The sequence below is a fragment of the Eubacterium limosum genome, from assembly GCF_000807675.2.
In the GTDB taxonomy this organism is placed as follows: Bacteria; Bacillota; Clostridia; order Eubacteriales; family Eubacteriaceae; genus Eubacterium; species Eubacterium limosum.
In genome coordinates this window covers 3,155,127-3,169,996 of record NZ_CP019962.1, presented here as the reverse complement: position 1 = coordinate 3,169,996, position 14,870 = coordinate 3,155,127, and the positions used below count along the sequence as shown (strand labels likewise).

11 protein-coding genes are annotated in these 14,870 nt (G+C 51.0%); 4 read left to right on the top strand and 7 right to left on the bottom strand.

Going from position 1 to position 14,870, the window contains the following annotated elements; genetic code table 11:
• Positions 1-28: 28 nt before the first annotated feature.
• The 4 genes from nifJ to B2M23_RS14825 all read right to left on the bottom strand — a co-directional run bounded on the left by nifJ (position 29) and on the right by B2M23_RS14825 (position 7,227).
• On the bottom strand, positions 29-3,565 hold the full coding sequence (gene nifJ, locus B2M23_RS14840) for a pyruvate:ferredoxin (flavodoxin) oxidoreductase (protein ID WP_038354167.1): 3,537 nt from the start codon (positions 3,563-3,565) through the stop codon (positions 29-31).
• Between the two features lie 282 nt (positions 3,566-3,847).
• Positions 3,848-5,335, bottom strand: a complete 1,488-nt coding sequence (gene pap / locus B2M23_RS14835) for a polyphosphate:AMP phosphotransferase (protein WP_038354168.1) — start codon at positions 5,333-5,335, stop codon at positions 3,848-3,850.
• Positions 5,336-5,463: 128 nt separating this feature from the next.
• Positions 5,464-6,669 carry an isocitrate/isopropylmalate family dehydrogenase gene (locus tag B2M23_RS14830; RefSeq protein WP_038354169.1) on the bottom strand — a complete coding sequence of 402 codons (1,206 nt, stop codon included), beginning with the start codon at positions 6,667-6,669 and terminating at the stop codon, positions 5,464-5,466.
• Between the two features lie 45 nt (positions 6,670-6,714).
• A complete protein-coding gene (locus tag B2M23_RS14825) occupies positions 6,715-7,227 on the bottom strand; it encodes an HDIG domain-containing metalloprotein (protein WP_052237500.1) in 513 nt (170 codons plus the stop codon).
• Between the two features lie 220 nt (positions 7,228-7,447).
• On the opposite strand from B2M23_RS14825, the gene B2M23_RS14820 reads away from it, so the two are divergent.
• The 4 genes from B2M23_RS14820 (at position 7,448) to B2M23_RS14805 (ending at position 11,786) form a co-directional block, all read left to right on the top strand.
• Positions 7,448-7,969 (top strand): hypothetical protein, encoded by a 522-nt coding sequence (locus B2M23_RS14820; protein ID WP_038354170.1) that lies wholly within the window; start codon positions 7,448-7,450, stop codon positions 7,967-7,969.
• Positions 7,970-8,149: 180 nt separating this feature from the next.
• Positions 8,150-8,554 (top strand): RrF2 family transcriptional regulator, encoded by a 405-nt coding sequence (locus B2M23_RS14815; protein WP_013379829.1) that lies wholly within the window; start codon positions 8,150-8,152, stop codon positions 8,552-8,554.
• A gap of 82 nt (positions 8,555-8,636) precedes the next feature.
• The gene (locus B2M23_RS14810; RefSeq protein ID WP_081571245.1) at positions 8,637-10,559 is read left to right on the top strand and encodes an acyl-CoA dehydrogenase family protein; all 1,923 of its coding nucleotides are present in this window, start codon (positions 8,637-8,639) and stop codon (positions 10,557-10,559) included.
• A 3-nt stretch (positions 10,560-10,562) separates the two neighbouring features.
• Positions 10,563-11,786 carry an FprA family A-type flavoprotein gene (locus B2M23_RS14805; protein ID WP_038354171.1) on the top strand — a complete coding sequence of 408 codons (1,224 nt, stop codon included), beginning with the start codon at positions 10,563-10,565 and terminating at the stop codon, positions 11,784-11,786.
• A 53-nt stretch (positions 11,787-11,839) separates the two neighbouring features.
• Here B2M23_RS14805 and B2M23_RS14800 read toward each other — a convergent pair whose 3' ends face one another.
• Genes B2M23_RS14800 through B2M23_RS14790 form a run of 3 tightly spaced genes read right to left on the bottom strand, consistent with a single transcriptional unit; the run spans position 11,840 to position 14,860 of the window.
• Entirely contained in the window at positions 11,840-12,502 is a 663-nt protein-coding gene (locus B2M23_RS14800) for a cyclase family protein (RefSeq protein ID WP_013379825.1), read from the bottom strand.
• Between the two features lie 53 nt (positions 12,503-12,555).
• Entirely contained in the window at positions 12,556-13,557 is a 1,002-nt protein-coding gene (gene pdxA / locus B2M23_RS14795; RefSeq protein ID WP_038354172.1) for a 4-hydroxythreonine-4-phosphate dehydrogenase PdxA, read from the bottom strand.
• Positions 13,558-13,561: 4 nt separating this feature from the next.
• Positions 13,562-14,860 (bottom strand): four-carbon acid sugar kinase family protein, encoded by a 1,299-nt coding sequence (locus tag B2M23_RS14790; protein ID WP_038354173.1) that lies wholly within the window; start codon positions 14,858-14,860, stop codon positions 13,562-13,564.
• Positions 14,861-14,870 lie beyond the last annotated feature (10 nt).

The window sequence follows — 14,870 nt, the reverse complement described above, 5'->3', positions numbered from 1 at the left end:
CCGGGGGCTTTGTATGTTTTAGCTTGGATTAGAATTCCTGTGCAGCCATGCGTTTGTAGCCTGCATAGCGTTCTTCAGCTTCTTCCTGTGCTTTTTCATATAACTGATCAGCAACTTCTGGGAAGCTTAAACGTAATGAGGTGTAACGAACTTCGCTGTTGATGAAATCCTGGAATTTACTGAAATCTGGTTCTTTAGAATCCAGTGTGAATGGGTTCTTGCCTTCGGCTTTCAGCATTGGGTTGTAACGGTATAAGTGCCAGTAGCCGCATGCAACAGCATCTGCTTCATGAGACTGGGTACGGCCCATACCGCCCTTGATACCGTGGTTGATACATGGTGCGTAAGCAATGATCAGGGATGGACCCGGATAAGCTTCTGCTTCCTGTAATACCTTCATGTACTGGTTTTTGTCAGCACCCATGGCAACCTGGGCAACATAAACGTAGCCGTAGGTAGCTGCCATCATACCAAGGTCTTTTTTCTTGATTCTTTCGCCGGATGCTGCGAACTGTGCAACGGCACCGGTCGGAGTAGATTTAGAAGCCTGGCCGCCAGTGTTGGAGTAAACTTCTGTATCCAGAACGAATACATTGATGTCTTCCTTGGAGGCTAATACATGGTCTAAACCGCCGTATCCGATATCGTAAGCCCAGCCGTCACCACCGAATACCCATACGGATTTCTTGACATAGTGATCTGCGTTGTCCTTAACGAATTTCAGTTTATCTGCCAGTACCTGGTCGTCTACAGAGTAGCCTTCCAGAGCGGCTTTTAATTCGGCAGATGCTTCTTTAGAGCCTTCTGCGTCTTCTTTATTTTCAATCCACTTGTTCGCTGCTGCTTTAACTGCTTCAGGTGCAGTTTCCGCAATTGCTGCTAAGTAGTTCGCAAGGGTTTCTCTGATCTTGTTGCTTGCCTGTAACATACCGAAGCCATATTCTGCATTGTCTTCGAACAGGGAGTTCGCCCATGCAGGACCCTGACCCTTAGCGTTCTTGCAGTATGGTGTGGACGGTGTTGAAGCGCCCCAGATTGAAGAACAGCCGGTAGCGTTGGCGATCATCATGCGGTCACCGTATAACTGGGTAACAGCCTTGATGTATGGTGTTTCACCACAACCAGCACAAGCGCCGGAGAATTCAAGCAGCGGCTGGCAGAACTGGCTGCCCTTAACGGTGTATTTATTCATACGGTCGTCTTTAACTGGAACAGTTGTCGCATATTCCCAGTTAGCAACCTGATTTTCCTGAGTTTCAAGAGGTTTCATTTCCAGTGCTTTTGTCTTAGCCGGACATGCGTCAGCACAGTTGCCGCAGCCTGTACAGTCTAATACGCTGACCTGGATTCTGTACTGTAAGCCGTCGAACTGTTTACCGTTCGCTTTGATGCTGTCAAAGCCTTCCGGAGCAGCCGCTTTTTCAGCTTCGTCCATTAATACCGGGCGGATCGCAGCGTGTGGGCATACGAATGAACACTGGTTACACTGGATACAGTTTTCCGGAATCCACTGTGGTACATTTACAGCGATACCACGTTTTTCATAAGCGGAAGAACCAGCCATGTAAGTCCCGTCTTCATTGTCGACGAAAGCGGAAACTGGAATGCTGTTGCCTTCGAAACGGTTAACCGGACGCAGGATTTCCTTAACGAATTTTGGTTCGTCTTTGGCTTCTACTGCTTCGTCCTGTGCGTTTGCCCAGTCAGCAGGAATTTCTACCTTGGTTAAGATATCCGGGTTGATACCAGCGTCAACAGCTTCGTAGTTCATGTTGACAATCTTGTCACCCTTCTTACCGTAGGATTTCATGATCCCTTCCTTCATGAACTTAACCGCGTCATCAATTGGAATGATGTCGGCCAGTTTGAAGAAAGCTGCCTGCATGATGGTATTGGTTCTGCGGCCAAGACCAATTTCTTCTGCAACCTTGGTTGCGTTGATGATATAGAACTCAGTATCATTTTCAGCCATGTAGCGTTTCATGCTCGCTGGTAAACGTTCGCCCAGTTCATCGACAGACCAGACGGTGTTCAGTAAGAATGTGCCGCCTTTTTTCAGGCCGTTTAACAGGTCATACTGGTGTACATAAGCCTGTGTAGAGCAGGAAATAAAGTCAGAGTTAACGATCAGGTATGGTGACTTGATCGGCTGTTTACCGAATCTTAAGTGAGAAACGGTGATACCGCCGGATTTCTTGGAGTCATAGTCAAAGTAGCCCTGAGCGTATAAGTCGGTGTGGTCACCGATGATTTTGATGGAGTTTTTGTTGGCGCCGACAGTACCGTCAGAACCCAGACCCCAGAATTTACAGCCCTTGGTTCCTTCTGGAACAGTATGGATGTTGTCTGTTACTTCCAGGTTAGTGAAGGTAACATCATCGACGATACCGATGGTGAATTTATCTTTCGGTGTATCTAATTTCAGGTTGTCATAAACAGCCTTGATCTGGCCAGGAGTGGTATCCTTGGAGCTTAAGCCGTAACGGCCCGCAATGATCAGAGGCGCGTTTTCCTTGCCGTAGAAAATGGTGCAGACATCCTGGTATAAAGGATCGCCGAGAGCGCCAGGTTCTTTTGTTCTGTCTAAGACACAGATACGTTTAACATTTTTCGGTAATGCTTCAAAGAAGTATTTTTCAGAGAAAGGTCTGAACAAGTGTACCTTCAGCACACCAACCTTTTCGCCCTGTGCAGCCATGTAGTCAATGGTTTCTTCGATACAGTCTGTAACTGAACCCATAGCAACAATGATGTTTTCAGCATCCGGATCGCCGTAGTAGTTGAACGGATGGTATTCTCTGCCGGTTTCTGCGGAGACTTTGTCCATGTATTCTGCAACGATGTCTGGAACAGCGTCGTAGAATTTGTTGCAGGCTTCACGTGCCTGGAAGAAGACATCGCCATTCTGGGCGGTACCTCTTGTTACAGGGTGTTCCGGATTTAAAGCGTGGTCTCTGAATGCCTGAATTGCATCCCAGTCAACCATTTTCTTGTAAGCTTCATAATCCATGACTTCAACCTTCTGAACTTCATGAGAGGTTCTGAAGCCGTCGAAGAAGTGTAAGAACGGAATTCTTGATTTGATGGCAGCTAAATGCGCAACGCCGCCTAAATCCATGACTTCCTGTACAGAACCGGTCGCCAGCATTGCGAAACCAGTCTGGCGGCAGGCCATAACGTCGCCGTGGTCGCCGAAGATAGATAAAGCGTGAGCAGCCAGTGTACGGGCAGATACATGGAATACGCCTGGTAATAATTCACCGGCGATTTTATACATATTCGGGATCATTAATAAAAGACCCTGAGAAGCTGTAAAGGTTGTTGTTAAAGCACCGGCAGCCAAAGAACCGTGGACTGTACCAGCGGCGCCCCCTTCAGACTGCATTTCAGATACTTTGACGGTTTCTCCAAAAATGTTTTTTCTTCCCTGTGCAGACCAGGCGTCAACGTGTTCGGCCATTGGGGAAGACGGGGTGATTGGGAAAATGCCAGCTACTTCAGTAAAGGCGTATGCCACGTGAGCAGCAGCCTGGTTCCCATCCATTGTCATCATTGTTTTGGACATGATATTCCTCCTTAGAAATTAAGCATTTAAAAATGTATTAATTGTGTATAACAAATTTTTACCTTTAACGATTATAACACAATTCAATTAGGGTGTATACACACCTTTTCGGATAATTTTTTGTCCTATTTTTCGTACAGAAATCTCTGTTAAAAATTTGACAGGTAAAATTTTGATTTCGGGTATTTTTTGGACAAATTTTGACGTCTCTTCGCCGTTTTGAACAGGTTTTCAGCGCCATTCTTTTCACTTCACGCTTAAAACAGCGCTTCTTTCCATTTTTCAGGCATCCAGCTCTGCTATTTTCTTCTCGATGGCCTCGATGACGGTTTTCAGCACCTTGATGCGGGCGTAGTACTTGTCATTGCCCTCCACCACGATCCAGGGCGCGTTTTCGGTTGAGGTTTTTAATAGCATCCGGTCCACAGCCACCACATAGGCGTCCCATTTTTCGCGGTTGCGCCAGTCCTCATCGGTAATCTTCCACTGCTTGTCCGGGTCGTTTTCCCTCTCCTTGAAGCGCTTCTCCTGTTCGTCCCTGCTGATGTTCATCCAGAATTTCAGCGCCACTGCCCCAAAATCGGTCAGCTGTTTTTCAAAATCGTTGATCTCCCGGAATGCCCGTCGGTAATCGTCGGCAGTACAGAAGCCTTCAATGGGCTCAACCATTACCCGGCCGTACCAGGTGCGGTCGTAAATGCTGAAATGCCCGCGCTTGGGCACCGTTTTCCAGAAACGCCAGAGCCAGTTGTGGGCCAGCTCCTCACTGGTGGGCGCAGCGGTGGGATAAACGCGGTAGCCCCTGGGGTCCAGGTTTTCACAAAGGCGTTTGATGGCCCCGCCCTTGCCTCCGGCGTCCCAGCCCTCAAAGCCGATAATGACGGGGATACGGCGGCTGTAAATCTGATACTCGAGATCCCGCAGCTTTTTCTGGCATTTTCTCAGTTCTTCCTTGTAAGTCTCCCGATCCATGCCCTTGTCCATGTCCACAGATTCCAGCACCGGGGTGCGGTATGGGTCGTCCTCTGCTGAGATGAGGGGCTGGAGCACTGGCTTTTCAGCGTTTTCTACCTTCTCGATTTCCTTTTCGAGCCGGAATGCAAGGGTATTGTAAATTTTCAGGCAGGCGTAGTCCTTATTATGGCCTTCCACCAGTGTCCAGGGCCCGCAGTCGGTGTCGGTGGCCTCCAACGTGTGGTTGAGCTTTTTATATATTTTGTCATAGTTCTTATTCTCACGCCAGTCCTCCCCGGTCACACGCCAGCTGGTGGATGGGTTTTCCTCCAGCTTTTCAAAGCGCTTTTTCTGCTCCTTCTGGCTGATGTGGATAAAAAACTTAATGATGACTGTCCCGTTTTGTGCCAGAACCTTCTCAAAATCATTGGCCTGGTGCAGGAGCAGCTTCAGCTCGTCCTTGTCCAGCTTTTGCCGGTGAACCAGGTCGCTGTAATAGCTGCGGTCAAACAGGACCATCCGCCCTTTTTCCGGTGTTTTGGTCCAGTAGCGCCACAGCAGGGGCCGGTTGATTTCATCATCGTTGGGCTTGATGGCATTGTACACCACAAAGTTTCTGGGGTCCAGCGGGATCATCAGGTCGTTGATCAACGTCCCCTTGCCCGCGGCGTCCCAGCCCTCAAAAATAATCAGCACCGGTATTCCCAGCTCCTTTATCCGGCGCTGCAGGGCGCCCAGCTTAATGGACAGGGCATCTTTTTCTTCCTTATAAACCGCTTTTTCAACTTCGACATCAAGATTTAATTTTTCGAGCATACGCATCGCTCCTTCATCGGGATTTTATTGCACGATCACTTCTATTATATACGGCCAACCTAAATTTTATATAAAAACCGACTAAAAAAGACTTGTTCGTCTAAACAAGTCTTTTCTCAAATGCTGATTTATTTTTGATAGCTGTTAAACACTTCTTCCAGATTATCCTGAGAAAGGGTATTCATCAGGTATTCGGCATATTCCGCGCCGGTGGCGCCGGTATCGCGGCCGGTAATCGCCAGCTTCTTTTCAAAATTGCCGCAGATGTCCAGAGCCATCTGGAGCTTTCTGGCTTCGTTCATATAGCCGATGTGTTCGAGCAGCATGCCGGCAGCGCGGATAATGCTGCACGGGTCCGCGTACTGGCCGCGTCCCTCGTCGACCATTCTCGGCGCTGAGCCGTGGATGGCTTCAAACATGGCGTAGCGCTTGCCAATGTTTGCAGAGCCCGCGGTGCCAACACCGCCCTGGAACTCGGCCGCCTCATCGGTCAGGATATCGCCGTAAAGGTTGGGCAGTACCATCACATTGAACTGGGAACGGCGTTTTTCATCGACCAGCTTGGCGGTCATGATGTCAATATACCAGTCATCCATTTCCACTTCCGGGTATTCCTTCGCGATGGCCTTGGCGGTATCTAAAAACTTGCCGTCGGTTGTTTTGATGACATTGGCTTTGGTGACCACTGTCACCTTATTCTTACCGGATTTTTTCGCGTAGTCAAAAGCCGCGCGGATAATTCTCTCTGAGCCCTCCTGGGTGGTGACGGTGAAGTCAATGGCCAGGTCGTCATTGACATGGACGCCCTTACTGCCGACTGCGTAGCCGCCCTCGGTGTTCTCACGGTAGAAGGTCCAGTCAATATCCTTTTCGGGAACAGAAACCGGACGCACGTTGGCGAACAAATCCAGCTCACGGCGCATGGCTACGTTGGCGCTCTCGATGTTCGGCCATTTATCCCCTTCTCTCGGGGTGGTGGTTGGCCCTTTTAAAATAACGTCACATTCCTTTAATTCTGCCAGGACATCGTTTGGAATGGCCTTGCCGCAGGCTGCGCGGTTTTCGATGGTCAGGCCGTCGATTTCCTTAAAGACAACCCGTCCCTTTTCCACATCATCCTTTAGCAGAAACGCCAGAACCTTTTCGGCTTCCGCGGTAATGAAAGGGCCGATGCCGTCGCCGCCGACAATCCCGATCACGATTTGATCTTTAGACGCATAGTCGACAAATTCGCTTTCGGCTTTCATGCGGTCAATACGCACGAACTGTTCTTCCAGAATTTTACCAAAATGTGCTTTCGCTTTTTCAATCTCTTCTAAATGTTTCAAACCCAATGTCTTCCTCCAGAATCTCTATTTTATTTAAAAAACTAAGCCAGGCTAGTCTTGAAATCTTAACTTGTAGTACAGCTTGCGCGGAGTATGCTCGCAAACCATCTCTTTAATGGCAACACCCTTGTCCACCGCTGTGACCACCCAGCTTTCGCGGTGCATCGGCGGGGTAATGGTGAGCGGAAACATGTGCTTGACAATCATGTCTGCCTCTTTATCGTTGATATTAAAATATTTCCTTGCGTTTTTAAGGGCTGTCTTGGGATGGCTGAAGCCGTGCATCTGACGGATACGGTCAAATCCCCTGCCGTCTTTCTCATTATCGCGCCAGTCCTGGAAAAAGAAGTCGTGCAGCAGAGCGCCGCGCGCCACTGAGACATAGTCAAGGCCCAGCTTTTTGGCAATGAGGTATGAGTTGTAGCCAACCGCCACCGAATGCGCGTAAAGCCCATTGCCGTGGTGGTCGATGTCTCTCAGCTCCTGAAATTTAGGATGATCGATGATGTCGCTCACGATTTCCAAAAATTCTTCACTGTATTTTCTTTTATATATATATTCCAAATGTTCTGCATCTCACATTCTTTGTTATTTTGCTTACTCTGTCTGAATAAAGCTTCGCACTTATTATACCACACTTTTTTAATTTTAGATTAAAAATTGTATACAGCAACGTTTTCATAATCATCTTCGCTTAAATCGGTTAAGAATCCTCCGCCCCTATTCTATTTTAAAGAAAAAGGTGCTATTATTAATCGTAACATCATATGCAAGGAGATTTAACATGAAATTCAAGGACCTACTACTCGGCACCGCGGCCTTTACCTTTGCCGCCTCCACAGCCTTTTTCGCCTGTGTTCTGAAAAAGGGGCACGATTTTGAGGAAAGCATGGATAAGACCGGAAACGCTCTGGACCAGTGCGTTATCTGCGGCGGTAAAAATAAAATCGTGGGTGACGTGCCCATGCAGGATATGAAGATCGGCGTGTTCTGCGGCGGCATGAGCGTTGACCTTTCCCAGGTGAAGGCCGACAAAAAGCAATATGACCTGGACATTGAGGTGAGAAATGGCGGCGTCAATGTGATTATACCGGAGAACTTTAAGCTGAACGTGACGGATCGCTGCCGTATGGGCGGTATCTGCGACGATACCAGGCATCCTGAGGGCGACGGCATGGTCGTGCTCACCGTTTATGCCGACGTCTGCGGCGGCGCCCTGCATTTTGAAAACCCCATCAGTGACAGCGAGACCATTGAACCGGATGACGAAAGGCTGACTGCCTGCCCCTGCGCACCGCTGGCCTGACCCGAATATGCTTAAAAAAAGATCGGCGCAAAATTGTGCCGATCTTTTTTTAAGCTGTCAGAAAGATGCGCTGCCCGGGACTGCGCCTTTTATCCAGATAAGAAAATGACAATTTTTTATACTTGACTATTTTTATCCACATTGCTATAATGAGTTTATAAATTTGAAAGGATTACATTTGTGCTGATTACGAGAGAAACCGATTATGCATTGAGACTTGTCCGTTCTCTGGCCGACGGCGAGCGCCGTTCTGTGAGCCAGCTTTCGGACGAGGAACAAATTCCGAAGGCCTTTGCCTACAAAATCATCAAAAAACTGGAACGCGCCGGCCTGGTGAGCATCGCCCGCGGCAGCGAAGGCGGCTGCAGCCTTAATAAGCCGACCAGCGCCATATCTCTGTATGATCTGATGTGCGCCATTGATGGAAGCTGTTCTCTGTCCCCTTGCATGGAATCGGGATATCGCTGCGAATGGTGTGAAAAACACGGCAGCTGCTGCTTTCATAATCACCTCATGGTTATCCAGGAAGAGCTCAACGACCGATTGAAGGCCAGTAGCTTAGAAGAAATTTTAAAATGCGGGTGACCGCATGGTTTTTTCGGCAATATTGGACTAAAATTATCCAATATATGGTATTGATTCATTTATATTTCAAGGAGGATCTATGATGTTATTTAAAACGACCGAGCAGCATGAAGCCCTGCGCAAAAAAATTCGTGAGTTTGCTGAAAAAGAAGTGAAGCCCCATGCTTTCATGATGGACAAGGAAAATATGTTTCCGGACGAAGCCGTCAGGCAGCTTGGCGAAATGGGTGTAATGGGTATTCCATTTGAAAAGGAATACGGCGGACAGGGCCTGGACGTTTTGAGCTATGCCATTGCCGTTGAAGAGCTCTCCCGCGTGGATGGCGGAACCGGCGTTATCCTGTCGGCGCATACCTCACTTGGGACCTGGCCCATTGCCGCCTTTGGAAACGAAGCACAAAAGCAAAAATATTTAATTCCTCTGTGTAAAGGTGAAAAAATCGGCGCCTTTGGTCTGACAGAGCCAAACGCGGGCTCCGATGCCGGCGGAACCGAAACCACCGCCATTGACAAGGGCGACCATTACCTGCTCAACGGCAATAAAATTTTCATCACCAACGCGCCAAAAGCCGACACCTACGTTGTTTTCGCTGTCACCACACCTGATATCGGAACCCGCGGCATCTCCGCCTTTATTGTTGAAAAGGGCTGGGAAGGCTTCACCTTCGGGGATCATTACGACAAACTGGGGATCCGCTCCTCCTCCACTGCTGAGCTGGTTTTCAATGATGTGAAGGTTCCCAAGGAAAACCTTTTAGGCGAAGAGGGCCAGGGCTTTAAAATCGCGATGGCAACCCTGGACGGCGGCCGGATCGGCATTGCCTCCCAGGCACTGGGGATCGCCCAGGGCGCTTTTGAGGAAGCGGTAGCCTACGCCAAGGAACGTGTCCAGTTTGGCAAGCCCATTGGCTTTCAGCAGGCCATCTCCTTTAAAATCGCAGATATGGCCACCAAGCTGCACACTGCCCGCCTGCTCATCTACCAGGCGGCTGAGCTGAAGGAATACCACGAGCCTTACGGCATGGAATCCGCCATGGCTAAACAGTATGCCTCCGATATCGCTCTGGAGGTCACCAACGACGCCCTGCAAATTTTCGGCGGCACCGGCTACCTGAAAGGGATGGAGGTTGAGCGGATGTACCGAGACGCCAAGATCACGACCATCTATGAAGGTACCAACGAAATACAGCGTGTGGTCATCGCCTCCCATATTCTGGGAAAGCCCCCAAAAAAGGCCGGCGGCTCCGGCAGCGCTCCTAAAAAGCCTGCGCCCATCACCGGCGTTCGCAAGCACATTATTCTGAAAGACGGTGATATTCAGGCAAAGGTTGACGCTTTGATCGCAGCGCTTGAAAAAGACGGCTATGATTTCTCTGTCGGGATTCCCATCGACACCCCTATTGTCGACGCTGAACGTGTGGTTTCGGCCGGTGTGGGCATTGGCGACAAGAAAAACATGAAGCTCATCGAAGATCTGGCAAAGGCCGCCGGGGCTGCCATTGGTTCCTCCAGGCCAGTGGCTGAAACCTTAAAATACGTGCCGCTTAACCGCTATGTCGGAATGTCGGGACAGAAGTTCTCAGGCAACCTGTATATTGCCTGCGGTATCTCCGGCGCGATCCAGCATCTCAAGGGGATCAAGGACGCTTCCACCATTGTCGCCATCAACCAAAACGGCAACGCGCCGATCTTTAAAAACTGTGACTATGGTATTGTGGGCGATGTGAACGAAGTTCTGCCTGTTTTAGCCAAAGCTCTGGGAACCGGCGAGAAAAAGCCAGCCCCCGAAATGGTCAAGATTAAACGGCCAAAGGCTCCAAAGCCGACGCCGGCAGGCCCATCCTATATCTGCGGCGGCTGCGGTTATGAATATATCCCCGATCTGGGTGATCCGGAAAATGACATCGCTCCGGGCACACTGTTTGAAAATGTTCCGGAAGACTGGGTTTGCCCGCTGTGCGGCGCCGAAAAATCTGAATTTATTATCGCCAAAAAGGAGGCCTAATCAATGTATGCAGTTAGAAATGTAACCGAGGACTTAATCTGGGTTGGCGCCAACGACCACCGCCTGGCCCTGTTTGAAAATGTTTATCCCATTCCGCGCGGCGTCAGCTACAACGCTTATGTCCTGCGCGATGAAAAAAACGTACTCTTTGACACGGTCGACTGGTCGGCCTGCCGCCAGCTCTTAGAAAACCTTGAGTTTGTTTTGGAGGGCGAATCCCTGGATTACCTTGTGATCAACCATCTTGAACCCGACCACGCGGCCAGTATTGAAGAAATCCTGATCCGATACCCGGGGATTAAGATTATCAGTAATGAAAAAGCCTTTTTGTTCATGCGCCAGTTCGGCTTTCACGTCGACGACCATGACTGCATTGTCGTGGAAGAGGGCGATACCTTCTCCTTCGGCAAACACACCGTCACCTTTGTTTTCGCGCCCATGGTGCACTGGCCCGAAGCCATGGTCACCTTTGATGTGACAAACGGTGCCCTGTTCTCTGCTGACGCCTTTGGTACCTTTGGCGCCCTGGACGGCAAGCTTTTTGCTGACGAGGTGGATTTTGACCGTGACTGGCTTGACGACGCCCGCCGCTACCTGACCAATATTGTCGGAAAATATGGCCCCCATGTACAGCTTCTGCTGGGCAAGGCTGCCGGCATTCTCGACAAGATCAAATTTATCTGCCCGCTTCACGGGCCGGTCTGGCGCGAGGACCTGATGTATTTTATCGAAAAATACGATTTATGGAGCCGCTATGTGCCAGAGGAAAAAGGCGTTATGATCGCCTACGCGTCAATGTACGGCAATACGGAAAGCGCCGCCCAGGCCCTGGCTGCCCGTCTCTGCGATAAGGGCATGACCAATGTGGTCATGTATGATGTGTCCTCGACGCATGTATCCCAGCTCATTTCTGAAAGCTTCAAATACAGCCACCTGGTTCTCGCCTCTACGACCTATAATCTCGGCATTTACCCGGCCATGCATAACTTCCTGATGGACATGAAGGCCCTGAACGTGCAGAACCGTACGGTCGCCATTGTGGAAAACGGCTCCTGGGCTCCCTGCTCCGGTGATTTAATGCAGGAATTTGTCGAAAATGAACTGAAGGACATGACCGTCATCAATGACCGCCTGTCCATGGCCTCCGCTCTCCATCCTGAAAAAGCAAAAGAGCTCGACATGCTTGTGGACGCGATCCTTGAATCCATGGAAACACCCGAAGCATAAGAGTCATAAAAAGATCGGCGCAAAATTGCGCCGATCTTTTTGTATCTCCGGTTTTACACCATGGCGACAGCTCTTGCCGGTGCGCCGCCAAAGCCCTGAAGCTTGAGCGGGAAGCAGCAGAAGTAAACCCGTTCGTATGCCATCACCTCATCGGGGAAGTCGATCTCTTCTAAAAGCCACACTTCCTTTGAGAGCAGAACCACATGGGGCTGCGGTCCCTTATCCGGTCCCCATCCGCCAATGCTCAGGCCGTCGATGCCAACGCCCTTTACACCTTTTTCATGCAGCCATTCCGCGCCTTCACCAGTGAGGTAAGGCCATTGGTAATAGTATTCCTTTGTCATGGCTCTCTTCTTGCACCAACCCGTGTTCATGAGGACAATATCCCCTTCTTTGATCTTATCCGCGTAGGGTTTCAGGTGCTCGCTGGTAATGCCTGTATCCGGCGCAATGCCCCGGAGGTCAATGATTACCGCTTCGCCCTGGAAGCCCTCGATGGGCATTTCATCAATCTTCTTGCCTTCCGGGAAGAAATGGAAAGGCGCGTCCAGGTGGGTGGCGGTATGGGCGTTCATCTTAAAGACTTCTGCCGTAAAGCCGTCCTTTGGGTTAATGGCCTCATAAGTCACCTCTGTGAGCTCATAGGTGGGCCATCCCGGACAATTGTGAAATACCGGCTGTGACATGTCAAACACTTTTTCAAACTTCTGCATCATAAATACCCCCGTATTTTAATATATTTTTGCAATGCTTACATTGCCTGCAAACTTTAGGACTCGCGCTTGAAATTGGGCGCGTACTCTACGGCCAGGCGGATGGCCTCAATCATGCTGACTGGGCTGGCAATGCCCTTACCCGCAATGTCCAGCGCTGTGCCGTGGTCTACTGAGGTTCTCAGTATGGGCATCCCGTTGGTAATGGAAATGGTGCGCTCAAAATCCACCATCTTTGTGGCGATGTGCCCCTGGTCATGATACAGGGAGAGCACCGCGTCGTAGCGGCCGTTTAAGGCCTGGTAAAAGACAGAATCCGCGCCGATGGGGCCTTCGATGTCAATGCCTCTGGCCTTTGCCTCCAGAACCGCCGGAATCACATGGTCGACCTCCTCGGTTCCAAACAAGCCATGCTCACCGCTGTGGGGATTTAAGCCCGCCACGGCGATTTTCGGGTTCTTAACACCCAGCACCTCCAGCGCTTTCACACAGTCGCGGATAAATGTGAGCAGGCTGTCCTTTGTCACCAAATCACAGGCCTTTCTCAGTGAGACGTGGCGCGTGAGGAAAAACACACGCAGGTTCCGGACCTGGAACATGGTCAGCGGATTCTTTGTCCCTGTCAGCGCGCCCACAATCTCGGTATGCCCAATGTAGGGCACCTCTGCCAGCTTCAGGGATTCCTTGTTAATGGCTGTGGTGGACAGCACGTCCGCCTTGTGGGCCAGGCACAGCTCTGTGGCTTTTTTAATATACTCATAGGCCGCCTGTCCGGTCATGGCCTGGATTTCTCCGATTTTAAGGGCGTTCATGTCAATGTTGTCAAGGTCGATCAGGTTTAGAACACCGGGTGTGTAGTCGCCGTTTGCCGGCTCCTCGATACATTTGATCCTTAAGTCCACACCGCTGAAGCGGATGGCGTCCTCCAGCACGTCTTTATCGCCCACGACCACGCAACGGGCAATCTCCTGTATCATCTTATCGGCCAGGGCCCGAACGGTAATCTCCGGTCCGATGCCTGCCGCGTCTCCCATAGGTATTGCAATGATTGGTTTCATTTTCTTACTCCTTTTCGGCTAATTTTATCTGTAAATAGGACATGGCGCTGCGCAGTGTCTCCACTTTTCCGGCCAGTCCGCCTTTTGTCACAATGGGCAGGCCGCTGTAAGGGCCGCCGATCAGTTCTCCGTACATGGTAAAGGGCTCGATCTCATCCAGCACGCAGATGCCTGCGCTTTCCAGGGCTTCGCACACGCCCAGGGTAATGTCCCCGCCGCTGGTATAAAGGGCCTGTATCTCGCGGCTGTGGGCCTCGAGATACGCGGCGGCCAGCTCTGCGATGGCTGCCCCGATGCGTTCGGACAGGGTCTCGACATCACAGCCAAAGCGCGCCGCGGTCTCCCTGAGGTCCAGCACATCCTCTTCCTCTTTAGCGGTCATAATGCCCACAAAATCGCTGTGCAGCGCGCAGGCGTCCAAAGCTCTGAATATCCGCTGTTTTTCGGCGTCTCTGCGGTTTTCATCCAGCAGGGCCAGCACATCGGCCTGCACCAGCTCGGTTTTGAAAAAGGCTTCAAAGGCTGCTGCCTGCTGCCTGACAATGGGCACCACGCTGCCAATGGCCATGAGCACGCGCCTGCGGGTGCGCTGTTCCTTTCCCGCGTTCAGGCAGGCCAGCGTCAGCGGCCCCGGATCCACCGTGATAAAGGGACGGTCAAGGGCTGTGCCCGCCTGGGCAATGGCGGTGATGTCCTCCCCCGCCACCGCGTCAAAACTGATGATCCGCGTGCCCTGCCGGATAAGCGCTTCTACCGCACCCCGGATGGCTTCCGCTCCCCTGGACACGACGTCCATACCAACAGTGCCGACCGGGTAGCGGGTTTGTTTTTCCAGTATAGCCTGGACCGACGACAGGGTCACCGGGCATTTAGGGTCCCTGCTGACCCCGGTACGCTCCAGCAGGTTTCCCTCAATTAAGAGATAGCCTCCGGCCACCAGCTTATCCACATCCGGGTAAGCCGCGCAGACAAGAGCGACGGCTTCACCGCCAAGGGCGTCCAGCAGGCCGTCCGTCTCGGCGCCGATGTTGCCCCGCAGGGTGCTGTCGATCCGTTTTTGATAAAAACAGCCCTCGGGAAGCACAAAGGCCTGGGCTGTCTTTTTCACCCTGTCGTAGGCCGAACCTGCCCCGATGCCCCGGCTGTCTGTGCTGACAGCTACGGCGTCATAGCCTGCTAAAACCTCAGGCCCGACGGGCACGCCGTGCCGAAAAGTCGCAAAACGGTAGCCGTTTTTTCTGAGCAGGGCCCCGGTAACATTGGCCCCGGTCAAATCGTCGGCGATGATTACTGCCCTTGCCATCTGCTCTTTC

Excerpts from the sequence above, each read along its gene's own strand:
- nifJ (WP_038354167.1), bottom strand. The coding sequence starts at position 3,565 with ATGTCCAAAACAATGATGACAATGGATGGGAACCAGGCTGCTGCTCAC.
- B2M23_RS14800 (WP_013379825.1), bottom strand. The coding sequence starts at position 12,502 with ATGATGCAGAAGTTTGAAAAAGTGTTTGACATGTCACAGCCGGTATTT.
- pdxA (WP_038354172.1), bottom strand. The coding sequence starts at position 13,557 with ATGAAACCAATCATTGCAATACCTATGGGAGACGCGGCAGGCATCGGA.
- B2M23_RS14810 (WP_081571245.1), top strand. The coding sequence starts at position 8,637 with ATGTTATTTAAAACGACCGAGCAGCATGAAGCCCTGCGCAAAAAAATT.
- B2M23_RS14820 (WP_038354170.1), top strand. The coding sequence starts at position 7,448 with ATGAAATTCAAGGACCTACTACTCGGCACCGCGGCCTTTACCTTTGCC.
- pap (WP_038354168.1), bottom strand. The coding sequence starts at position 5,335 with ATGCTCGAAAAATTAAATCTTGATGTCGAAGTTGAAAAAGCGGTTTAT.
- B2M23_RS14790 (WP_038354173.1), bottom strand. The coding sequence starts at position 14,860 with ATGGCAAGGGCAGTAATCATCGCCGACGATTTGACCGGGGCCAATGTT.
- B2M23_RS14805 (WP_038354171.1), top strand. The coding sequence starts at position 10,563 with ATGTATGCAGTTAGAAATGTAACCGAGGACTTAATCTGGGTTGGCGCC.